The following is a 22,662-nucleotide window of genomic DNA, read 5'->3' as shown; positions in this document are numbered from 1 at the left end:
GACGAGGCGTACGACAGTTTAGGATCGGCGCGTGACGGCGTACATCCTGGGCGCTCTTCTCTTCGTTCTCGGCATCTGTCTGTCGCTCGCGTGGCACGAGGCCGGACACATGATCGCCGCGCGTGCCTTCGGCATGAAGGTGCGGCGTTTCTTCGTGGGCCGCGGCCCCACCGTGTTCTCGTTCCGGCGCGGCGAGACCGAATACGGCCTGAAGGCGCTGCCGATCGGCGGCTTCTGCGACATCGCCGGTCTGACCTCGCTCGACGAGCTGACCCCGGACGAGCAGCCGCGCGCGATGTGGCGCTACCCCACGTGGAAGCGCACCACGGTGATGCTGGCCGGCCCGGTCATGCACGTTTTCCTGGCGGTCGGCATCCTCTACGCGATGGCGGTCACCGTCGGCCTGCCCAACCTGCGCCCGGTCACCGAGCCGGTGGTCGCCGCCACCTCCTGCGTCGGCTCCGTCTGCCCGGCAGCCGAGGCCGGTCTGCGCGCGGGCGACCGCATCGAATCGGTCGGCGGCACCCCCACTCCACGATGGACCGACGTGCTTTCCACCGTACGGGCGGCCGACGGCCCGACCGCGGTTGTCGTGATTCGCGGCCGCGAGACGATCACGCTGAACGTCGACGTCGCACAGGGCCGGATGGGCGCGTCCCCGGTGCCACCACCGGCGTACGTGCGGGGTGGTCTGCCCGAGACCGTGGCGTTCACCGGTGAGCTCCTCCGCGGCTCGGCGAGTCAGCTGGCGGCGTTTCCCGAGCGGATTCCGGCCGTGGTGCAGGCGATCGGCGGTGAACGCGACCCCGACACCCCGATCAGCATGGTCGGCGCGAGTCGTCTCGGGGGAGAGGCGGTCGAACGCGGCCTGTGGGGCACCTTCTTCCTGCTGCTGGTGAGCCTCAACCTGTTCCTGGCCGTGTTCAACCTGCTGCCCCTGCTCCCGCTCGACGGCGGTCACATCGCGGTGGTGTGGTTCGAGCGCGTCCGCGACTTCGTGCGCCGCCTGCGCGGCCGTCCCGCCGGCGGCCCGGTCGACTTCACCAAACTCTTCCCCGCCACCATGGTCCTGATCGCCATCGGCGGGGCGGTGATGGCCCTGACCATCACCGCCGACATCGTCAATCCGATTCGTCTGTCCTAGGCGGAGGCGGAGCGGCCGAGGGCGGGGGAACGGGCGCGGGTGGGGGAGCGGGCGCGCGCGAGGGGGCGGCCGCGCTCGGGGAATCGGCGCGGAACAGGCGCTCCTCGTCCAAGGCCGAGGTCTGCACGACCAGAACGTCACAGACCGCATTCCGTACGACCCCGGCCGGCACCGAACCGAGCAGCTGTCCCTGACTGGCGCCCAGCCCGCGGTTGCCCACGACGATCAGGTTGGCCGGATTGTTGCCGACCGTGTCGAGCAGGGCCTGGGCCGGATCGCCGCGTACCAGCAGCTGCTCGATGTAACGGGCCCGCTCGCGGGTCAGGCCGGTGACCGACTTGTCCAGGGCTTCCCGGGCCACCTCGAGACCGTGGATGTCGCGGTGCACGCCTTCGGCATAGGCGCCGGGCTCGTCGGCGGCCTCGCGATAGGCCGTGACCACCACCAGGCGGGCCTGCGCGGCCTGCGCCACCTCGGCGGCGCGATCCACGGCGTACAGGGAAGTGGGTGTGCCGTCGGAACCGACCACCACCCGGTCATAGACCGTGATGCTGCGCCGGCCGCCCAGCGGGACGATCGGGGACTCGTCGGCCTCGTCGGGCGGGTTGACCCACAGCATCGCCACCGCGCCGATGCCCAGCAGCACGCCGGCCAGGATCATCGCGTTGCTGCCCTTGGCGCCCAGCCAGTGCTCGTAGATCCAGCCGAACGTGACCGTCTGCACCAGCATCGGCACCACGATCATCATGTTCAGGATGCCCATGTAGACACCCGTGCGCTTGGCCGGGACCATGCTGGCGACCATCAGGTAGGGCACGCCGACCGCGCTCGCCCAGAAGATGCCGACGCCGATCATCGGGACCAGGGCCAGATACTGGTTGTCGATGTGCGCGAGCCACACCAGGGCCAGCGCCGCCAGGCCGAGCGCGATGGCGTGCACCCGCTTGGCGCCGATCCGTTGGGCGAAGCCGACCAGGAACAGCGCCGAGACCATCGTCACGAAGTTGTAGGCGCCGTTCTGCAGGCCGCTCCACGCGATCGCGTTGTCCCAGGCCGGGCCGCCCTGTTCGGGGTTGGCGTCGAAGACCGTCTCGCCCAGGCTCACGGCCAGGAACTGCCAGTAGATGAACATGGCGTACCACTGGAACGCGAACACCACGCCGATCTTGTGCATGGCGACCGGCATCGCGCGTACGGCATCCGCGATTTCCCGTACGGCGGGAGCGAGGCCCCGTGGCGCGGCGGCCATCTCCTCGAGCTCCTCGTCCGAGGGCCTGATCTCCTTCGTACGGGCCATGGCCGTGAGCACCGTGAGCAGGATGCAGACGGTGCCGATCATGAAGCAGGCGAACATCCAGTACGGGACACCGTTGCCCGCCTCGGTCTGCAGCGCCTCGACCTTCTGCAGCGCGAACAGTGACACGTTGGCCAGCACGGCACCGGCGCCGGTGAACATGCTCTGGGTCAGGAAGCCGCGGGCCAGTTGCGACTTGGGCAGCCGGTCCGAGATGAACGCCCGGTACGGCTCCATCGAGGTGTTGTTGCCGGCGTCGAGCAGCCAGAAGCAGATCACGCCGAGCCAGAGCACGCCGACGAACGGGAACGCGAACAGGATGATCGCGCACAGGATCGAACCGGCCACGATGAACGGTCGTCGCCGGCCGAAGCGGGGATGCCAGGTGCGGTCGCTGATCGCCCCGATCAGGGGCTGGATGATCAGACCGGTGACCGGGCCGGCCAGGTTGAGGATCGGCAGCTGTTCCGGGTTGGCGCCGATCAGCAGGAACAGCGGATTCACCGCGGACTGGGTGAGTCCGAAGCTGAACTGGACCCCGAAGAAGCCGAGGTTCATCAGCAGCAGGGACGTCCCGTTCATCAGCGGTTTGCGCTCGGCCGCCCCGGGTCCCGTCGAGACTGTGTCCGACGTCGTGGTGGTCATGGGCGAGCCCCCTTCGACCGTGATCTAGATCACACTCTTCGGTCCGACGCTAAACCGATCCGACGACCCCTGCAACCAGAGATGTCGATAGGTGCGTCTGAGTGCCGTTTTGCGGGCCGGGGGTTGGCCGGGCTTTCCGGCCGTCCTGTAATGAGCTATGAGCACATGGACGACGATCGTGGTCGGCGTGGACGGTTCTCCCGGCAGCCGCAAGGCCCTGACCTGGGCCGCGGCCGAGGCGGCGGATCACGGCGCCGACCTGCTCGTGCTGAATGTGTGGGAGCACACACTGCTGCCACCGGCCGGCGGGCCCAGCGTCTCGGAACACGCGGTGGCCGAACCGAGTCAGGCGACCTCCGAGGAGCTGCTCCAGGTGATCAAGGAGGAGCTCGGGGAGGACCCGCCGGTGCCGGTCCGGGCCCACGTGCGCCAGGGCCGGCCCGCGAAGATCCTCATCGACGAGTCGGAGGGCAAGGACCTGCTCGTCGTCGGGCACCGCGGGCATGGTGGCTTCGCCGGGCTGGTGCTCGGCTCGGTCAGCCAGCACGTGGCCGCGTACGCGAAATGCCCGGTGACCGTCGTCCGCTGACGTTTGCCCTGGTCATCGCCGTGCCGGGTGCCGCTTTTGCGCGCACTTGAGCGGTCTTCCATCGATGAGAACAAGCTCACGATCGGGCCTTCAAACTTGGCCGTACGGGTCGTCGCCTGGTTACCGTCGGCCAGTCCCGCCGATCGCGGGCCACCCCGGGCGGAACGCCGAATCCTGCCGCCGCCCGAGAGGTCATCAAACCCAAGGCATGGAGCGGGGGACCCACGTGTTCCTCGACACGATGCTGCCCGGAAGTGGCGGCTCGTGTCTCGGGGTGAAGCCGCGCACAGCGGCCGGGCAGCCCAGCCCGAACCCGACAGCTCACCTCGCAGGCGTGGAGGTAGCTTTCTCATGGCACAGCTCGGAAAGAAGACCCGTGTCGCGCTCGGCCTGACAGCCGCGGGTGTCGCGGGCGCGGTGGGCCTGCTCGGCCCGGCCTCGCCGGCGCAGGCATCCAGCGTGAACTGGGACGCGATCGCCAAGTGCGAGTCCGGCGGCAACTGGAGCATCAACACCGGCAACGGCTACTACGGTGGCCTGCAGTTCAGCCGCAGCACCTGGAAGGCGTACGGCGGCACGAAGTACGCCTCGACCGCGAACAAGGCCACCAAGGCCGAGCAGATCAAGATCGCGGAGAAGGTGCTGAAGGGGCAGGGCATCGGCGCCTGGCCCACGTGCGGCAAGAAGGCCGGCGTCGCCAAGAAGAAGCCGGCCGCTCCCGCGAAGAAGCCCGCGGCGTCGAAGCCGGCCACGGGCAAGCACTACGTCGTCCGCTCCGGCGACACCCTTGCCTCGATCGCGGCCAAGCACCACGTCAAAGGTGGCTGGAAGGCGCTCTACCAGCTCAACCGGTCGATCCTCGACAGCCCGAACCTGATCCGACCCGGTCAGCGGCTCGCGCTCTGATCTGCTGAGCGCCCGGTGGCGCCTGTCCCATTCTGTGGACAGGCGCCGCCGGTGATTTTGTCGTCCTCGATCGGCCCCTGACCGGCACCGGGACAAGCTGGACATCGACTGAACTAAATGGAAACGTAAACTTTACGAGCGTTTTCGCCCCGTTGCGGCCCGCGAACTGTGAAGATCTCTCACATAGACAGGCATGGATGCCTGTCGATCGTGGGGAGGTTGCACGTGAGATTTGCTGTCGCGCTGGCCGGCGCCATCGCCCTGGCCAGTGGGGGCCTGGTGGCCACCGCCACAACCGCATCGGCCGCGCCGGTCACCCCCGGCTCGTCACTGATCGACCAGGCCGGATCGGCGATCAAGAAGTCGGACAAGGACCGTTACGCGGTCTACAGCAACAAGAACGGGATCGTCCGCTACACCCGCACGTACGACGGACTGCGCGTCTACGGCGGCGACCTGGTCATCCGGACGAAGGCCGGCAAGTACGCCGGTGCCTCGGCCGGTCTGACCAAGCCGCTCAGCCTGGCGACCAAGCCGTCGGTCACCGCCGAACGTGCCGCGGCCACGGCGAAGAGCGAGTTCAAGGGCACGATCACCAAGGCCGGCCAGCCGGAGCTGTTCGTCGACGCGAGCAGCGGCCTCGGCAAGCTGTCGTGGGAGACGGTCATCACGGGCTGGCAGCCCGACGGTCAGACGCCGTCGCGGTTCCATGTCATCTCGGACGCGCTGTCGGGCAAGGTCGTCGGCTCCTACGACGAGATCGAGAACATCGCCGGTACGGGCGACAGCATCTACTCGGGTGAGGTCGCGATCGAGTCGACCCAGGCCGGGGAGTCGTACAACCTGGTCGACCCGACCCGCGGTGGCGGGCTCACGTGCGACATGAACAACCGCACCTCGGGCACCTGCACCACGTTCACCGACGCTGACAACGCCTGGGGCAACGGCACTCCCTCGGACCGCCAGTCGGCCGCCGTGGACGCCCACTTCGGCGCCGCGGTGACGTTCGACTACTTCAAGGACGTGCACGGCCGCAACGGCATCTTCGGCGACGGGCGGGGTGTTCCCTCGCGCGTGCACTACGGCAACGCGTACGTGAACGCGTTCTGGGACGGCGCTCAGATGACGTACGGCGATGGCACCGGTAACGCCAAGCCGCTGGTCGCGCTCGACGTGGCCGGGCACGAGATGTCGCACGGCGTCACCGAGAACGTGGTGCCGGGCGGTCTGACCTACTCGGGCGAGTCGGGCGGTCTGAACGAGGCCACCAGCGACATCTTCGGCAGCATGGTCGAGTTCTACGCGAACAGCACCGAGGACGCCGGCGACTACGACATCGGCGAGAAGATCGACATCAACGGCAACGGCTCCCCGCTGCGCTACATGTACAACCCGACCCTCGACGGGCGCTCGCACGGCTGCTGGTCGACCTCCACGCGCAGCGTCGACGTGCACTACTCGTCCGGCGTCGCCAACCACTTCTTCTTCAACCTCGCCGAAGGTTCGGGCGCGACCCCGTACGGAACCTCGCCGGTCTGTGGCAGCGCCGACTCGGTCACCGGCATCGGCAAGGAGAAGGCCGAGAAGATCTGGTTCCGCGCGCTCGACGCGTACTTCGTCTCGAACACCGGCTACGTGAACACCACGACGCCGGGCAACACCGCCCGCGCCTACTCGCTCGCGGCCGCCACCGACCTCTACGGCCTGTGCAGCACCGAGTACAAGGCCGTGCAGGCGTCGTGGACCTCGGTGAACGTGGCCGGCAACGACGAGGAGTGCTTCGACGGCAACGCCTTCGCGCTCACCCTGTCCGCGGACAGCACCTCGGTCGGCCCCGGCGAGTCCAAGACCGTCACCGCCACCACCGCGCTCGTCAACGGCGAGGCCGAGGAGATCACCTTCACCGCCGGCGCCACCCCGGCCGGCGTGACCGTCTCGTTCGAGCCGGCCACCGTCACCGCGGGCTCGTCGACCACCATCACCGTCAGCGCCGACCCGGAGGCCACCCGGGTCAGCGCGCCGGTCACCATCACCGCGACCGCGCCGTCTCTCACCCGTTCCAAGGCGCTGACCGTCTCGGTCGGCAGTGTCGCGGCCTGCACCGCCACCAACAGCACCGCGCTGCCGCTGCCCGACCTGGCCACGGTCGAGAACACGGTCGCGCTGACCGAGTGTGCCGCCACCGCGTCGGCCAGCAGCTCGGTCGAGGTGCACATCCAGCACACCTACATCGGTGACCTGGTGGTCAGCCTGATCGCACCCGACGGCACCGCCTACGTCCTGCACAACCGTGCGGGCGGCAGCAACGACAATATCGACCAGAGCTTCCCGGTCAACCTCTCGTCCGAGACCGCGAACGGCACCTGGACCCTGCGGGTTCAGGACGCCGCTCGCGCTGACACCGGCACCCTGACCAGCTGGACGCTTTCCGTCTAGCCTCCGGGTTCCCCGCGCCCGCCCCTCGGTCTCCGAGGGGCGGGCGCCGCTCTTTCCCCGGCGCTGACCTTGGCCGGTGCTCGCACGTTGTGGGTTCGCGGCTCATACATTGACAATGCTCAATGCAATGTTAACGTAAACATCGTTCTCGGCCGGGAGGTTGCGATGGTTACGCGTAGGACTGTTCTCGGGGCGGCGGGCGCCGGTGTTCTCGGCGGTGCGTTGTCGGCCGGCACGGCGCGGGCGGACGCCACCATCACCGTCGACCCCGCCGCCGACTACGGGGTCTGGCAGGGGTGGGGGACGTCGCTGGCGTGGTGGGCCAACGTCTTCGGTGACCGCGACGACTTCGCCGACCTGTTCTTCACCACCCGGACGGTCACCTACAACGGCGTCGCACGGCCCGGCCTCGGCCTGACCATCGCGCGCTACAACCTGGGCGCCAGCAGCTGGAACGATGTCGGCGGCGAGCGCATGGTGGCCTCGCCCAACATCCCCCGGTTCAAGCAGATCGAGGGCTTCTGGCAGGACTGGCGCAACACCGACCCCGCCTCGACCGCCTGGAACTGGAACGCCGACGCCAAGCAGCGGGCGGCCCTGATCAAGGCCACCCAGCGCGGCGCGGTCAGCGAACTGTTCGCCAACTCCCCGATGTGGTGGATGTGCCTCAACCACAACCCGTCCGGCGCGGCCGACGGCGGCCTGAACCTGCAGTCGTGGAACCACACCCAGCACGCCGCCCACCTGGCGATCGTCGCGAGGCGGGCCCGCGACAACTGGGGCGTGACGTTCCGCAGCGTGGACCCGTTCAACGAGCCCTCGTCGAACTGGTGGCGGGCCGACGGCACCCAGGAGGGCTGCTACATCGGCGCCACCACCCAGCGCAGCGTGCTGGCCCAACTGCGTACGGAGCTCAATCGCCAGGGCCTGACCGGCGTGACGATCTCGGCGTCGGACGAGACGAACTACGACGTGGCCCGCTCCACCTTCGCGTCGTTCGACTCCGCCACGCGCGCTTTGATCGGCCAGGTCAACGTCCACGGCTACCAGGGTTCCGGGGGCCGTCGAGACCTGCTGTACAACGACGTCCGTACGGCGGGAAAGGTCCTCTGGAACTCCGAAACCGGCGACGGTGACGGCACCGGCCTCACGCTGGCCGCCAACTTGTGCCTCGACTGGCGTTGGCTGCACCCCACGGCCTGGGTCTACTGGCAGGTCATGGACCCGACGGCCGGCTGGGGCACGATCCGCTACGACGCGTCCACCCTGACCGCGGGCGCCGTCGAGACCAAGCTCTACGTGCTGGCCCAGTTCACCCGTCACATCCGCCCCGGCATGCGAATCATCGACACCGGGGCCGGCAACGCCGCCGCTGCCTATGACCCGGCTGCTCGTCGCCTGGTCGTCGTCGCCGTGAACACCGGCGCCGCCCAGACGCTCACCTTCGACCTGTCCCGCTTCAGCCAGGTGGCGGCCGGGGCGGTTTCGCGGTGGACCACTGTCCCAGCCGCCGCCGACCGCTACACCTCGCGCACCGACCTGCAGACAAGCGCCAAGCTGGTCCGTGTCCCGTTCCCCGCTGCCTCGGTCCAGACAATCCAGGTAGACGGCGTTGTCATCTGACCCGTTCCGCCCGATCCCGCCGCTCAATTCGCCGCCGGTCCCGCCGCCCGATCCCGCCGCTCAATTCGCCGCCGGTCCCGCCGCCCAAGCCCGCCGCTCAATTCGCCGCCGGTCCCGCCGCCCGATCCCGCCGCTCAATTCGCCGCCGGTCCCGCCGCCCAAGCCCGCCGCTCAATTCGCCGCCCGATCCCGCAGCCCGATCCCGCCGCCCGATCCCGCAGCCCGATCCCGCCGCCCGATCCCGCCGCCCGATCCCGCCGCCCGATCCCGCCGCTCGATCCGCCGCCGGTCCCGCCGCCCGGTCCGCCCCCGTTCCGTCCGTCCCGCCGCCGGTCCCGCGAGTTAAGGTCACGGCCGGCAGGAGAAGCCACGACTATCGGGGGAGAACCAGATGACGCGTCCCACCATGCGTATCAGCGGGGCGACGATCGGCGCGCCGGATCCCGGCGCACTGGCCCAGTTCTACAGCGACCTGCTGGGCTGGCCCAGCGAGATCGAGAAGAACTGGGCGCAGGTCAGATCGCCCGGGGGCGACGGACTGTCCACGCTCAACTTCGAGATCGAGCCGGACTACGTGCGACCGACCTGGCCGAGCAGGCCCGGCGAGCAGCAGATCATGACGCACCTCGACATCGCCGTCGACGATCTGGCCGCCGCGGTGGCGTGGGCCGAAGAGCTCGGTGCGGTGCCGGCCGACCACCAGCCGCAGAGCGACGTGCGGGTCATGCTGGATCCCGCGGGTCACCCGTTCTGCCTGTTCACCAACGACTGATTCCATCGCCCGGAACCCGCTCTGTCGTCACAGCAGGCGGCGCACGTCGCCGTAGGCGCGGTAGAAACCGCCCCGGGCGGATTCGCGCACGCCGGTTACGACGTAGCGGGAGCCGCGCTCGCGGATTCCCTTGGGGAACTGGACCTGCCAGTCGTGGTGGTAGCCGGAACTGACCACGCGGATGCGCAGGCGGCCGCCCTCCTCGATGCACTCGACGACCACGCCGCCGGACACGTCGTGGACGACCTCGACGGTGGTGGACGGGGCGAGCGCGGGCATGCGCGGGGGCGCCTTCACGTCGATCGGCTCGGGGATCGTGCCGCTCACCGCCGACTGGATGGCCGCCTCGGAGGCGTCGATGCACGCCAGCGAACCGTTCGTGGTGACGATGTAGAGCCGCTCGTCGCGGTATTGCATCGAGTAGGCCGAGCCGCAGCCCGTGCCCAGCTTCCACAACCGGGTGCCGGTCATGTCGAAGCAGTAGATCGACGAGCTGCTGTCGCCGGCGAACACGTAACGCCCGTCCTTCGACGTCGCGCACGAATACACCGGGGCGTCACAGCGGTACGTCTGGCGGTGCGAGCCGTTCTTGCCGAGCTCGACCACCTGGCGGGTCGCCGTGCCCGCGTAGAGCGTGTCGCGTTCCTGCCAGCCGAACAGCACCGCGCCCGTCGGCGTGTTCCACAGCTCCCGGCCCGTACGCCAGTCGTAGCTCGTCACCCCGCTGGAGTGGCCGTGGTGCACGGCGTCGGCGTCGCAGCGCACCATCCAGGCCGAGCTGCCCCGGCCGGGCCGCCGCCACAGGAACTCGTCTTCGTGGTCGATCGTCGCGATGCCGCCACCCGAGTCGGACACGCCGAGCACACCGTCGTGGATGTCGAGCCAGTAGATGTCGATGGACGGGTCGATGCGGTAGGCCAGGCGCGGCACCTTGCCGGACAGGTCGTAGACGTTGCCGTCGTCGCAGCCCGCGTAGATCCAGCCGTCGTCGGCGACGATGCACTTCACGCCGTCGGGCAGGCGGAACTGCTGCTGCACCTCGGCGTCGTGGCTGAGCGTGGTGATCAGCCCGCTCTCGTTGCCGACCATGCACACGTCGTCGTCGATGAAGATGCCGAAGGCGGCACTGCCCGAGTTGTAGCGCCACAGGATCGGGGCCCGGGTGGCCGTCGACCGGGTGCTGACGATCTGACGGCGCGAGATCGAGCGCTTCTGCCGGCCGCCCTGCACCGCCGGGGCGTACCCCTTGCGGACTTTTTCCCCGATCTTCTTGGACGCCTCGGCCTTGGCCTTGTCGGTGGTCGTGAACGACGACTGCTTGGTCTGGCCGCGGTCGCCGATGCGTCCGTATCGGATGGTCAGGTCGGTGCCGTCGACGGTCACCTCATAGAACTTGTGGGCGCTCCCGGAGTCTTCGGAGAGCTCGAGGTACGTCGTCTCGGCCGGCATCTGGGCCACCTTTCGCAGCGCTGATCTGGTGGCCCAGAAGCTAGCGGCCGGGTACGACAAAAAATCAGGCGGGTCCGCAGACGACGTCGTCCATGAGACGCAGAACCCGGCTGTCCACCGCCGATGCTCGCTCGGAGGCCAACTGCGTGGTCAGCGAGAGCACCGCGACCCGCTTGCCGTCGGCACTGACGGCGTTCCGGGTCTGCGAGCCGGGCACGTCACCGCCGTGTGACCAGTAGCCGCCGCACCGGTTCGGCAGGAACTGGATGCCCAGGCCGTATCGCGAGCCGGGCAGGAATTGCTGCCACGTCGTGGCGAGCACGGTCTGGTGCATCTGCGCCATCTGGCGGGGCTTGAGCAACCGGCCCTGTTGCAGCGCCTGCCAGAAGCGGGCCAGATCGGACGGCGTGGTGACGAGCCCACCGGCGGCGCCGGCGGCCGTCGGGTTGAGCAGAGTGGTGTCGGTGAGCGGGCCGTCGGGGGTCCACTGCTGATATCCGTTTGCGTGCGGCCGCGGCAACGACGCGCGGTCGCCGGGGTCGGAGGTGTGCTTCAGGCCGAGCGGCCGCAGGATCCGCTCGCGCACCTCGGTGGCCCAGGGCCGGCCGGTGGTCCGCTCGATGATCATCCCGGCCAGGATGTAGTTGGTGTTCGAGTAGTCCCACGACGTGCCGGGCGCGAAGACCGGCGGGTGCTTCATCGCGATCGCGACGAGGTCTTCCGCGTCGTAGTGGTCGAACCGGTGGGCCAGATAGGAGTCGTACGACGCGAGCGCCGGGAAGTCGTTCGTGTAGTTGAAGAGCCCGCTCGTGTGTTGCAGCAGCTGGCGCACGGTGATCCGGCGGCCGTCGTTGCCGTTGCCCTTCACCACGCCGGGCAGGCGCCTCTCGACCGTGTCGTCGAGGGACAGCTTGCCCTCGCCGACCAGTTGCAGGACGACCACCGAGGTGAACGTCTTCGTGTTGCTGCCCATCCGGAAATAGCCGTCGACCGGCACCGGCACCCGCCCGTCGAGCTCCGCCGTGCCGGCGCGGGCCCGGGTGGTGCGGCCGTTGACCCGGGAGATGCCCTGGACGCCAACGACGCCGATCTCGTGCAGGTCGGTCGCCGCCGATGGCAGGGGAGTGGTCGCGGGTTGCAGGGGAGTGGGCGCAACGCCGGGGACGACCAGGGTCGCCGCCAGCAGGGCTGCCACACCGAACATGTCGGAACCTCCTGTACGCGAGGAATCAGGAGACCCGACCGTACGGAGGTCCGATGTGGCCGGACCAGGAGGCTGACCCCCGTCTTCGAGGTAGGCCTAACCCCACCTTGACAGCGCGTGGGAGCGTGCCCACACTGCATGGACATCTATCTATGTGAACGATAACAGCGACTGATGAGGATCTGAGATGGACAATCCACGCCGATGGCGGGCCGCCCTGATCGGTCTGGCCGTCACCCTGCTGGCCGGCGCCGGAGTGCTGTTCGGGCTGCCCACGGCCCAGGCCGCGACCGTGAACACGTCGGCCTGGTACGTGTTCGTCAACCGCAACAGCGGCAAGGCGATGGACGTCTACAACCTGGCCACCAACGCCGGCGCGGGCATCGCCCAGTTCACCCGCAACGACGGCAACTGGCAGCAGTGGCAGTTCGTCGACGTCGGCAGCGGCTATTACAAAATCAGGAGCCGGCACAGCGGGCTGGTGCTTGAACTGCCCAATGCCACCGACGGCACCCAGCTCATTCAGAACACCGACAACGGCACCACGCGACAGCACTTCACGCTGAAGGATTCGGCCGGCGGATACGTACGGCTGCTGAACCGGCACAGCGGCAAGGCGGTCGAGACGTGGGAATGGTCCACGGCCGACGGCGCCGTCATCGCCCAGTACGGGGATCTCGACGGCGCGAATCAGCAATGGCAGATGGTTCAGGTCGGCACGGGTGGCGGCTCGACAAGCGGCTGCGGCACCGGCACGTTCCAGTCCGAGGTGACCGTCAGCGGCAGCACCTGGACGGCCCGCAACGCCTCGGGCGCCAGCGTCTACAGCGGCACCGATTTTCGCGCGGCGGTGCAGGCCGGAATCGGAAGCCTCACAGCCGGCCGTACGTCGATGCAGCGGGTTGTCGTCCGGGGCAACGGCTCGATGACCGCCGGCAGCCGCATTTCCCTGGCGTCGTACACGTCGCTCTCGGTCTGCGGCACCATCAACGTGACCGGATCGGGCAGCGGTGACTACGCGCCCATTTACGCGCGCGGCGTCAGCAACATCGAGGTGCCGTATCTGAATGTCACCGGCGCGCCCATCTACGGCATCTTCATGCGCAACGTGACCAACGTGTGGCTCGGCCAGATCGACATGCGCCTCAGCGCCGGCCTCGGTGTGCGCATCGACAACCGCGGCGACACGAGTCAGTGGACCCGCAACGTCAAAGTCGATTCCGTGTACGTCTCGGGGGCGTCCTCGCACGCCATGGAGACGTACGGCGTCGACGGCATCACCATCGGCACCGTCACCGCCCGCAACGTCGGCGAATCGGGCCTGCTGCTCAATCAGACCATCAACGCCACGGTCGGCACCGTCGACGCCGAGAACGCCGGCACCGGAACAGGTTACGCCGCCTTCCGGATGGCCAACCGCAACGGCCGGATCGGTGACGCCTACCCCAACAACATCAAGGTCGGAACGGTGAAGGCGCGGGGCGGCGGCCGGGGCGTCTTCTGCGTCTCGGAAAGCGGTGGCGCGACCATCGACCGGGTCGACATCGCCAACACCGGCAACAATTCCGTGCTCGTCGAGAACTGCTACAACGTCGTGATCGCCGGGGTCTCCGGCACGATCAGCGGCGGCGGCGAGGTCCGCATCGCGGCCCGCACCGAGTTCGCCCCGTCGTCCGGCATCAGCTTCCGCAACCTGACGGTCTCGAACACGAACATCACCTGGAGTCCGTGCACCGGCAGCAACAACACGATCAGCAACGTGACCCGCACCAATTCCACGCTCACCTGGTGTTGACCCCCGCCTCCGCGGGAATGTGCCCGGCATGAGCTTTGTGCGAGCAATCGGGCAGGCGGCCCTCGGCGGTGTCCTTCTCACCGCCGGGGCCGGCCACCTGACCACCCAACGGCAGGAATTCCAGGCGCAGGTGCCCTCCTGGTTCCCGGCCGATCCCGACAAGGTCGTCCTCGTCTCGGGCGTGGTCGAACTGGCCCTCGGAACGGCGCTTCTGGCCACCTGGAAACAACCGGCCCGGGGCCTGCTCGGCAAGGCGGCGGCCGCGTTCTTCGTCGGCGTCTTCCCCGGCAACATCGCGCAGTTCCTGGAACGCAAGGACGGCTTCGGCCTCGACAGCGACAACAAACGGGCGTTGCGCCTTCTCGGGCAACCCGTTCTGGTCGCCTGGGCCCTCTCGGCAACCCGGTCACGGAGCTGAACAGCCTTTCGCGAGGCTGAACGGCCTGCGTGCGGCGGAGCGGCCTTTCCCCGTACGCATCGAAGGTGTCTGATGTGGAGCATGGTTCACATCGCAGTGGTCGGATCGGGCGTCGGGGGACTCACGGCCGCGATCGCTTTGCAGGCCCGGGGATTCGCGGTCGACGTCTATGACCAGGCTCGCTCGCTCGACGAGATCGGCGCCGGCGTCTCCCTCGGCGGCAACGGAATGCGCGTGCTCGACGCGCTCGGGCTCGGCGCGGCGGTCCGCAATGTCTCGTCACGCCTGCAGCGCATCCAGTTCCACCATTGGCGTACGGGCGAGATCTTCTATGAGCACCCGATGGGCGACTGGTACGAGCGGCGGTTCGGCGGCCCTTTCCTGGGCATTCATCGCGCCGACTTCCATCAGGTGCTCCTTTCCGCGTACGGGGGAACTCCGCTCCTGAATCGCCGCTGTGCCGCCGTTTCCGCGTCGGGGGAGCTCTCGTTCGCCGACGGCTCGACCGCGACGGCCGATGTGGTGGTCGGCGCCGACGGCCTGCGCTCGGTCGTACGGGGTCCCGATGAACCGGTTTTCTCCGCGATGAGCTGCTACCGCGGATTGACCCCGGTCGACAAGGTGCCCGGCGGCGAGACGTTCGGCCTGACGTTCTTCCTCGGGCCCAACCGGCACCTGGTGGCCTATCCGGTGCGGGGCGGCGAGTTCATCAATTTTGTGGCCTACGTGCCCGACCCGGAATGGACGCTCGAATCGTGGTCGGCCCGCAGCGACCCGGCCGAGGCGGTAGCCGCGTTCGAGGGCTGGACCGACACCGTGACCACGATGCTCGCCAATGCCGGCGAGGTGGGCCGATGGGCCCTCTATGACCGCGAACCGCTGCGCGACTGGAGCACCGACCGGACCACCCTGCTCGGCGACGCCGCCCACCCGATGCTGCCGCACGCCGGACAGGGCACCAACCAGGCCCTCGAGGACGCCGCGGCGCTGGCCGCCTGCCTGGCCCGCCCCGACCTGACCACGGCCGAGGCTTTGCGGCGCTATGAGAACGTGCGCAAGGCCCGGACCCGCCAGATCCAGCTGGGCGCCCGGGCCAACGCGGCCTGTTTCCAGCTGCCCGACGGGCCGCCGGCCGAGGCCCGCAACGCCCGCCTGCAGTCCCTGCCCGACACGGTGGCGTGGATCCACGAGTACGACATCTACGCCGCCCTCGAAAGCTAGCGCCGTCCACGCCGCGCGTGCGAGAGCCGGCGCCTGTTAGTAGCTACCTGTGGGACTCGGCGAACGGCATGTGGCGACCGACGCGCTCGTGCCCTGGCGGCGAGGCCCGGATCCGAGACGGTCTCTAGCCCTCGATCGGGCTGAACGTGCGTCCGTCGAGCGCGTTGATCAGGTCGTCGTCGCGGGTCACCTCGAAGCCACGCTCCCGCAGCGCCGCGACCAGGTCATTCTCGGCGGTGAGCGGGATGTCCAGGTATTCACCGTTGTGCGTGGTGAACTCGACCGTCCCGAACTTCGCCCGCAGGTCTTCCGGCAGCAGCGTGAGCGCACGCACGGTGACCATCTTGGGCCAGTTGCCATCGATCACTGCGCCCAGTTCGTTGATGTCGAACGGCGTCTCGTCGGTGTGCTCGTCCGCGTCCTCGTCGTAGTCCGGGTCGGCCGGATTCCAGCCGTCACCGGCGAAGACCACCGCACGGGCCTCGCCCCAGGTCTGCGCCTCACCGAGCGCAACAACGGCCCGCGCCTCCTCGGCGGCGGTGGCCCCGTCCGCGAAGGCAAGGCAGTCGTGCAACTGAGCGTGACCGTAGACGAGCGACCGCGAGTTGATCATGTTTCGGATTGTGCCGGAAAGATGGTGATCGTTCCCTGCCGGGTGTCAGCCAGTGCCATCGCCACTCGGGAAACGTGGATGTCGGCGGGCGTCGCGGCGGGCGGGAAACGCGGGTGCCGGCGGAGGTCGCGTCGGGCGGGAAAGCGCGGGTGTCAGCCGATGTCGCGGCGGCGGAAACCCACGTATCCGGTGGCGAGGAACGCCGCCGCCACCAGGGTGACCGCGAGGAGCGGCAGGGCGGTCAGCGACTCGACCGGGACCTGCGGCGTATGGGTGAACGGTGACGCCCGCTGCGCCCACTCCGGCAGGTCGAACGAGTTCGCGAACAGGGTGACGACCGCGCAGTAGCCCACGACCACCCACGCGACCGCGGCCGCCGGGCGGGGCAACCAGCCCACGGCCAGCACCGCGACCGCCACCACCAGCCAGACGGCGGGCACGTAGGTCAGGGCGATCCCGATCGGGCGGGGCACCTGGTCGGCGTCGGAGACCGTCAAGGCGTACGCGACGCCCTCGCCGATGCCGATCGCGAGCAGGGCCACGACGGTTCCGGCCAGGGCCACGCTGAGCTGGGCCGCGAGCCACGTGAGACGGCTGGTCGCGGTGGCCAGCACCGGCTCGGCGCGACCGGAGGTTTCCTCGGCGCGGACACGCAGGACACTCGTGACGCCGTACGCCGCGGCCAGCAGCGCCGACACGCTGACCGTGAGTGCCAGGTAGGAGTCGAGGACGCTCTCCGCGCCGCCGGGCAGGAAATCGGCGAATTCGGGATTGTCCCTCACATATTGCTCGATGCTGTTGCCGATCGACCCGTACGCCACACCCAGCAGCGCCAGCCCCGACGCCCAACCGACCAGGGCACCCCGTTGCAGACGCCAGGCCAGCCCGTACGCGTTCCCGAGCGCCCGCGACGCCGACGGTGGCCCGGGCCGCGACGGGATCAGCCCCGCCCCGAAGTCGCGCCGCTCCAGCAGCACCATCGCCAGCGCGACCATCACCGACGTCGTGACCAGCGGGAGCAGCAGCGGCCACCAGCGATCTCCGGCGTACGGGAAAGTCCTCTGCCCCCACCCGATCGGCGAGAGCCACGACAGCACGCCGTTGCCGGTGTCGCCCGCGGCCCGTAGCGCGAACGCGGCCCCCAGCACGGCGGCGACACTCCCGTACGCCGTACGGACGTTTTCGAAGATCTGCGCGGCGACCGCCGTGAGCGCCGCGAACGTCAGTCCCACGGCCGTGATCGCCGTGCCGAACAGCGCCGAGCCGGCGACCGGCAGACCCGTGCCCACCGCCACCGCGAACACCAGCACCCCGACGGCCAGGTCGGCCAGGGCGGCCAGACCGAGCGCCGACGCCAGCGGGGCGTGCCGGCCGACCTGAGTGGACCGGATCAACTCGGCGCGCCCGGTCTCCTCGTCGGCGCGGGTCTGCCGGCCGACCAGGAACATGTTCATCAGCACGACCACGATCGACAGGAACGCGAAGATCTCGAAGACGACCTCGCCGCCGATCGTCGTCAGCAGCTCGGTGGGGCCGCTCATCGCGATGACCGCCGTGTTGCCGCCGATCGTGGCGCGCAGCTGGGCGAGATCTTCCGCGCTGCCGTAGAGACTCTGGCTCTGAGTGGACTGCACCAGCACGAGCAGCGTGGCGCCGAGCAGCCACCACGGCAGTGTGGCCCTTTCCCGGCGCAGCATGAACCGCAGAAGCATCGGCACCCCCGAATGTCGAAATCATCGTACGGCGCAGTTCAGGGCCCGAATGTGCCAAAGCCGGGCCGCGACCCAACCGAAAGCGCGGCAGATGCGAAGTCCTCCCGACACCAGGGGGAGGAAAAAGATGCGCAAGAAACTAGTGGCGGCCACCGGGGTCGCGGCGATCGTCGCGGCACTGGCCGCACTCGGGCCGGGAGCCTCCAACGCTTCCAGCCACCGGGAAGCACCACTCATCGCGAGCGATCCGGCCGCTGACAACACCGACGTGTACGCCTTCGTCAGCCCGGAACGGCCGGGGTACGTCACGATGATCGCCAACTGGATCCCGTTCGAGGAACCGGACGGCGGGCCCAACTTCTATCCGTTCGCGACCGACGCCGCCTACCGCATCAATGTGGACAGTGACGGTGACGCCAAGCCCGACTCGGTGTTCCGGTGGACGTTCAAGAACGTCGACAAGCGCGGCAACTCGACGTTCCTCTACAACAACGGGCCGGTCACCTCGCTCGACGACGAGAATCTGTTGTTCAAGCAGACCTACACGCTCGAGTCGTCGTTCAACGGCGAGCCGTTCAAGACCCGCATCAAGGACGCACCGGTGGCGCCCTCGCGGATCGGAGCGGCCTCGATGCCGGACTATCAGAAACTGCGTGACCAGGCCACCATTCAGCTCGACGGCGGCTGGAAACTGTTCGCCGGCCAGGCCGACGACCCGTTCTTCCTCGACCTGCGCGTCTTCGACCTGCTCTACGGCGGGGATCTGAGCGAGACCGGCACCGACACGCTCGCCGGATACAACGTCAACAGCATCGCCATTCAGGTTCCGTTCAAGGATGTCGCGCTCAAGGGCGACGCCAAGAAGAACCCGGTGGTCGGCATCTGGAGCACCACCGAACGCAGCCGTTCCCGCGTTTCCGACGGACCCTCGCGCGGCGACCGGGTGCAGGTCTCGCGGCTCGGGAACCCGCTGGTCAACGAGGTCGTCGTGCCGGCCGGGCTCAAGGACGCGTTCAACTCGATCTCGCCCGACAAGGACGCCGGAATCCCGGCCGTCGTCAAGCGGGTCACCAATCCGGAACTGCCGATGCTCATCGAGAAGATCTACGGCGTGAAGGCGCCCGCGACCCCGCGGAACGACCTCGTCGAAATCTTCCTGACCGGCATCACGACCAAGGCCGGCGGCCCCATCAAGGCCGACCTGAATTCGCAGCTCAACAACAAGGACGTCAATCCGAACCGGTTCCGGCCCTCGGAGATGCTGCGGCTGAACCTTTCCGTGCCGGTCGCGGCCGATCCGAAGCGGCTCGGCGTGCTCGCCGGTGACCTGCAAGGGTTCCCGAACGGCCGGCGGCTCACCGACGACGCCGTGGACATCGCGGTGCAGGCGGTCGAGGGCGCGGCGCAGAGCGGCAAACTGGTCGACGCGCTCGCGGCCGGCGACAAGGTGGACGCGAACGACAACGCCTTCGGCGCCAATTTCCCGTACGTCGCCCTGCCGAACCAGGGTGCCGTGAACGCGGGACGTGGGAACCGGGCCCCGGCGGCCGATTCCGGATCCTCGCCGGTCGATTCCGGGTCTTCGTCCGCAGTCGATGGCGGATCCTCGTCCGCAGTTGATTCCGGCGCCTCCGACACCGAGGCGGCTCCCGATCTCGCGCCCGCCTCGAATTCGTCGATGCTCAACGGTTCCGCCGTCATCTTCGGCGTCGGCGGACTGGGCGCCCTGCTGGTCATGCTCGCCGTCTGGTGGCTGATGAAACGGCGTCGCCGGGTCAGCACGCCTTACGACAGCGATCCCACCGTCAGGTTCTGAGAAAAGGCGGGCGCATCGGCTCCGATGCGCCCGCCACCTAAAGGGGGATCAGCCATGAAACGAGTCGTGACCATCGTCGTCGCCGCCCTCGCGTTGTTCGCGGCCGGCGCCGTTCTCGGCCTGCGGGAAAAGCCCGCCCCGATGTCGAGTTCGACGCTGCCGGCCCGCCCCGATCGCCTCGCTCAGACGATCGAGCGGGCCCAGCAGCGCCTCCGCGAACTGCCCGGCGACCACCGGACCTGGGCCGAGCTGGGCCTCGCCTACGTCGAGCAGGCCCGGATCACCGCCGACCCCAGCCGCTACCCCCTGGCCGAGACCGCGCTGCGCCGCTCGCTGACGGTCAAGGCCACCGACAACTCCGACGCGCTCACCGGCCTCGGCGCGCTTGCCAACGCGCGTCACGAATTCGCTCAAGCGCGCACGTTCGCGCAACGGGCGCTACGCGCCAACCCCTTCGATGCGTCCGCGTACGGGGTTCTGGCCGATGCCGAGACGCAGCTGGGCCGCGCGACGCAGGCGACCGCGGCGATCCAGCGCATGCTCGATTTGAGGCCGGGCCTGGCCGCGTACGCACGCGGCTCCTACGACCTGGAACAGCGCGGCCGCCTGACCGAAGCCACTCGCTTGATGCAGCAGGCCCTGAACGCCGCGGTCGACCCGGCCGACATCGCGTTCTGCCGCAGCCAGCTCGGCGATCTCGCCTGGTTCCGCGGCGACCTGACCAGCGCCCAGGCCGAATACGACGCGGGACTGGCCGCCGACCCGTCATTCGCCACCTTGCTGCGTGGTCGTGCGCGAATCGCCGCGTCGACCGGCAACCTCGCGCAAGCGGTCACCGACACCGCCACGATCGCCGCGCGCACACCCACCCCCGAGACCCTTTCCGCGTACGGGGAAATGCTCCGCCTGGCCGGACGCGACGCCGAAGCCTTTCGGCAGCTGGACCTGGCCGTCGCCGCCCACCGCTTGTTCGTGGCCAACGGCGGCCGCGACGACCTGACCGCGGCCCAGCTGGCCCTGGCCCAGGGCCGCCCGTCGCAGGCGGTGACCGCGGCCCAGTCCGAGTGGCGCCGGCGCCCGTTCGCCGAGGTCGCGGACGTGCTGGCCCAGGCGTTGCACGCAGCCGGCCGGGACAGCGAGGCCCGCCCGTACGCGGAGAAGGCTCTCGCCGCGAGCCCGCACAACGCGGCGTTCGCCTTCCACTTGGCGCAGACGCAGCTGGCTTTGGGCGACCAGGCCGCGGCTCGCTTGTCCCTGACCAAGGTGCGCGCGCTCAACCCGTACTTCTCACCTTCGGACGGCCCCGTCGCCGCCCGTCTGCTGACCGACTTGGAGGCCCAGCCGTGAGCCGTCCCCGTAAACGACGCCCCGTGGGCGCGGTCGTGCGCACACGACGCTCTGCGGGCGCGGTTGCGCGCGTGCCGCAACCTGCCGGCGCGTTCGTACGTCGTGCGCGTGTGCGGCGGTCTGTTGGCGCGGTTGTGCGTCGTGCGCGCGTGTATCGGCTTGTGGGCGCGGTTGTTGGTCCTGCGCGTGCGCGGCGGTTTGCGGCTGTTGTTGCGCGTTTGCGGCGGCCCAAGGGCGCGGTTGAACGTCTTGCGCGTGTGCAGCGGCCTGTTGACGCGGTTTCGCGTCGTGCGCATGGGCCGCGGCCTGGTGGCGTAGCCGCGCGTGTCTTGAGTGTGCGGCGGCTGGTGGTCACGGCTGTGTTGGCGCTGGTGGGCTTTCTGGCTCTCCCGGCGGTGGCGGCCGCGGCTCACCCGCTCGGCAACTTCTCGGTCAACCGCTACGCCGGCCTGACCGTGCATCCCGACCGGATCGAGGCGCTCGTGGTGGCCGATCTCGCGGAGTTGCCGACTCTGCAGGAATCGGCCCCTTCGTGCGACGAGGCCGCGGACGCGTTGCGCGTTTCGGTCGGCGGCGTACAGCTTCGGTGGAAGGTTCTGAGCGATTCGCTCACCTACGCGCCCGGCGCCGGCGGTTTGCGCACGAGCCGGCTCGAATGCCGGTTGTCCGCGCCGGCCGACATCTCCGGTTCGGCGCGCGTCGAGGTGGCCAACGGTTTCCGCGACGACCGCATCGGTTGGCGCGAGATCGTGGCGGCCGGTTCCGGCGTACGGCTGTCGGACACCTCGCTGCCCTCAGCGAGCGTCAGCAACGAGCTGCGCACCTATCCGTCGGACCCGTTGGCGTCTCCGGCCGATGTGCGTTCGGCGTCGTTCACGGCCGCTCCCGGTGAAGGCAGCGCCGCCGCTCCCGTCGCCGTCGCCGGCTCGGGCCGTTCCGGGTTGCTGGCCGGCGCCGAACGCAGGCTGGAGGACCTGGTCGGCGGCGAGCGTTTCACTCCGCTGGTCGGTTTGCTGGCCGTGCTGTTGTCGTTGGTGCTGGGGGCCGCGCACGCCGCGCTGCCCGGTCACGGCAAGACCGTGATGGCCGCCTACCTGGCCGGAAGCCGGGGCCGTCCCCGCGACGCCGTGCTGGTGGGCGCCACCGTCACGTTCACCCACACCGCCGGGGTGATCGCCCTGGGCCTGTTGCTGACCGCAGCCTCGGGCGTGGCCGGCGAGTCGGTGCTCGGTTACTTGGGCCTGGCCAGCGGCGTGCTGGTCACGGCCGTCGGGGTGGGCGCCCTGATCTCGGCCGTGCGACGCTACCGCGCTTCCCGAGCCGTAGCAGTCCCCGCTCACGCCCACTCCCACCACGACGCCACGCACAGCCACGCGCACTCGCACGACGACGACGCGACACTCGGCCACGCGCAGTCGCACAACGACGCAGCGTCCGGTGATGCGCTCTCGCACGACGAGGTGGCGTCCGGGCATGCGCATTCGCACGACAGCGGATTGCTCGTTCATGCGTATTCGCGCAACGACGCAGCGTCCGGTCATGTGCTTTCGGACGACGAGGTGGCGTCCGGGCATGCGCATTCGCACGACAGCGGATTGCTCGTTCATGCGTATTCGCGCAACGACGCAGCGTCCGGTCATGTGCTTTCGGACGACGAGGTGGCGTCCGGGCATGCGCA

Annotated in this window: 16 protein-coding genes, 1 pseudogene and 1 riboswitch; of the genes and pseudogenes, 12 read left to right on the top strand and 5 right to left on the bottom strand. The window is 69.2% G+C overall.

Translation table 11 applies throughout. The features are described from left to right. Nucleotides 1–31 precede the first annotated feature (31 nt). Complete coding sequence (locus JIG36_RS32645) at nucleotides 32–1,144, top strand: M50 family metallopeptidase (RefSeq protein WP_203380267.1); 1,113 nt, start codon at nucleotides 32–34, stop codon at nucleotides 1,142–1,144. On the opposite strand, the gene JIG36_RS32640 is transcribed toward JIG36_RS32645, so the two are convergent. Continuing rightward, complete coding sequence (locus JIG36_RS32640; RefSeq protein ID WP_203380266.1) at nucleotides 1,122–3,083, bottom strand: MFS transporter; 1,962 nt, start codon at nucleotides 3,081–3,083, stop codon at nucleotides 1,122–1,124. The two genes, JIG36_RS32645 and JIG36_RS32640, sit on opposite strands and share 23 nt — an antisense overlap. Nucleotides 3,084–3,240: 157 nt before the next feature. On the opposite strand from JIG36_RS32640, the gene JIG36_RS32635 reads away from it, so the two are divergent. From JIG36_RS32635 to JIG36_RS32615, 5 genes are all read left to right on the top strand, one after another. Further along, on the top strand, nucleotides 3,241–3,672 hold the full coding sequence (locus JIG36_RS32635; protein ID WP_203380265.1) for a universal stress protein: 432 nt from the start codon (nucleotides 3,241–3,243) through the stop codon (nucleotides 3,670–3,672). Between the two features lie 183 nt (nucleotides 3,673–3,855). Further along, nucleotides 3,856–4,021, top strand: a riboswitch (cyclic di-AMP (ydaO/yuaA leader). A gap of 2 nt (nucleotides 4,022–4,023) precedes the next feature. Beyond that, nucleotides 4,024–4,578 carry a LysM peptidoglycan-binding domain-containing protein gene (locus JIG36_RS32630; protein WP_203380264.1) on the top strand — a complete coding sequence of 185 codons (555 nt, stop codon included), beginning with the start codon at nucleotides 4,024–4,026 and terminating at the stop codon, nucleotides 4,576–4,578. A 225-nt stretch (nucleotides 4,579–4,803) separates the two neighbouring features. Further along, nucleotides 4,804–7,014 carry a M4 family metallopeptidase gene (locus JIG36_RS32625; protein ID WP_203380263.1) on the top strand — a complete coding sequence of 737 codons (2,211 nt, stop codon included), beginning with the start codon at nucleotides 4,804–4,806 and terminating at the stop codon, nucleotides 7,012–7,014. Nucleotides 7,015–7,179: 165 nt separating this feature from the next. After that, the gene (locus JIG36_RS32620; protein WP_203380262.1) at nucleotides 7,180–8,637 is read left to right on the top strand and encodes a glycoside hydrolase; all 1,458 of its coding nucleotides are present in this window, start codon (nucleotides 7,180–7,182) and stop codon (nucleotides 8,635–8,637) included. Nucleotides 8,638–9,028: 391 nt separating this feature from the next. Further along, on the top strand, nucleotides 9,029–9,409 hold the full coding sequence (locus JIG36_RS32615) for a VOC family protein (protein WP_236048641.1): 381 nt from the start codon (nucleotides 9,029–9,031) through the stop codon (nucleotides 9,407–9,409). 27 nt (nucleotides 9,410–9,436) lie between these two features. Here the strand turns inward: JIG36_RS32615 and JIG36_RS32610 are convergent, their stop codons facing one another. Next, complete coding sequence (locus JIG36_RS32610) at nucleotides 9,437–10,858, bottom strand: WGR domain-containing protein (protein WP_203380261.1); 1,422 nt, start codon at nucleotides 10,856–10,858, stop codon at nucleotides 9,437–9,439. 64 nt (nucleotides 10,859–10,922) lie between these two features. Beyond that, nucleotides 10,923–12,062 (bottom strand): serine hydrolase domain-containing protein, encoded by a 1,140-nt coding sequence (locus JIG36_RS32605; protein ID WP_203380260.1) that lies wholly within the window; start codon nucleotides 12,060–12,062, stop codon nucleotides 10,923–10,925. A 187-nt stretch (nucleotides 12,063–12,249) separates the two neighbouring features. On the opposite strand from JIG36_RS32605, the gene JIG36_RS32600 reads away from it, so the two are divergent. The 3 genes from JIG36_RS32600 (at nucleotide 12,250) to JIG36_RS32590 (ending at nucleotide 15,496) form a co-directional block, all read left to right on the top strand. Further along, on the top strand, nucleotides 12,250–13,857 hold the full coding sequence (locus JIG36_RS32600; protein ID WP_203380259.1) for an RICIN domain-containing protein: 1,608 nt from the start codon (nucleotides 12,250–12,252) through the stop codon (nucleotides 13,855–13,857). Nucleotides 13,858–13,885: 28 nt separating this feature from the next. Next, nucleotides 13,886–14,275 carry a DoxX family protein gene (locus JIG36_RS32595; RefSeq protein WP_203380258.1) on the top strand — a complete coding sequence of 130 codons (390 nt, stop codon included), beginning with the start codon at nucleotides 13,886–13,888 and terminating at the stop codon, nucleotides 14,273–14,275. Nucleotides 14,276–14,356: 81 nt separating this feature from the next. Continuing rightward, nucleotides 14,357–15,496 (top strand): FAD-dependent monooxygenase, encoded by a 1,140-nt coding sequence (locus JIG36_RS32590; RefSeq protein WP_203380257.1) that lies wholly within the window; start codon nucleotides 14,357–14,359, stop codon nucleotides 15,494–15,496. Between the two features lie 124 nt (nucleotides 15,497–15,620). On the opposite strand, the gene JIG36_RS32585 is transcribed toward JIG36_RS32590, so the two are convergent. After that, nucleotides 15,621–16,109, bottom strand: coding sequence for a hypothetical protein (locus JIG36_RS32585; RefSeq protein ID WP_203380256.1), 489 nt, complete (start codon nucleotides 16,107–16,109; stop codon nucleotides 15,621–15,623). A gap of 152 nt (nucleotides 16,110–16,261) precedes the next feature. After that, nucleotides 16,262–17,821: an ABC transporter permease gene (locus tag JIG36_RS32580; protein WP_203380255.1), complete on the bottom strand. Its 1,560-nt coding sequence runs from the start codon at nucleotides 17,819–17,821 to the stop codon at nucleotides 16,262–16,264. A gap of 127 nt (nucleotides 17,822–17,948) precedes the next feature. Here JIG36_RS32580 and JIG36_RS32575 point away from each other — a divergent pair, with 127 nt between their 5' ends. From JIG36_RS32575 to JIG36_RS32565, 3 genes and pseudogenes are all read left to right on the top strand, one after another. After that, nucleotides 17,949–19,637 carry a DUF4331 domain-containing protein gene (locus JIG36_RS32575; protein ID WP_203380254.1) on the top strand — a complete coding sequence of 563 codons (1,689 nt, stop codon included), beginning with the start codon at nucleotides 17,949–17,951 and terminating at the stop codon, nucleotides 19,635–19,637. A gap of 54 nt (nucleotides 19,638–19,691) precedes the next feature. Next, nucleotides 19,692–20,984 carry a tetratricopeptide repeat protein gene (locus JIG36_RS32570; protein ID WP_203380253.1) on the top strand — a complete coding sequence of 431 codons (1,293 nt, stop codon included), beginning with the start codon at nucleotides 19,692–19,694 and terminating at the stop codon, nucleotides 20,982–20,984. A 347-nt stretch (nucleotides 20,985–21,331) separates the two neighbouring features. Next, nucleotides 21,332–22,662, top strand: a pseudogene (locus JIG36_RS32565) (hypothetical protein); the annotation flags it as partial.

It is taken from the genome of Paractinoplanes ovalisporus, from assembly GCF_016834655.1.
Classification (GTDB): Bacteria; Actinomycetota; Actinomycetes; order Mycobacteriales; family Micromonosporaceae; genus Actinoplanes; species Actinoplanes ovalisporus.
Note: the sequence above shows the minus strand (reverse complement) of the source record. Positions and strands in the feature narration are given on the sequence as shown.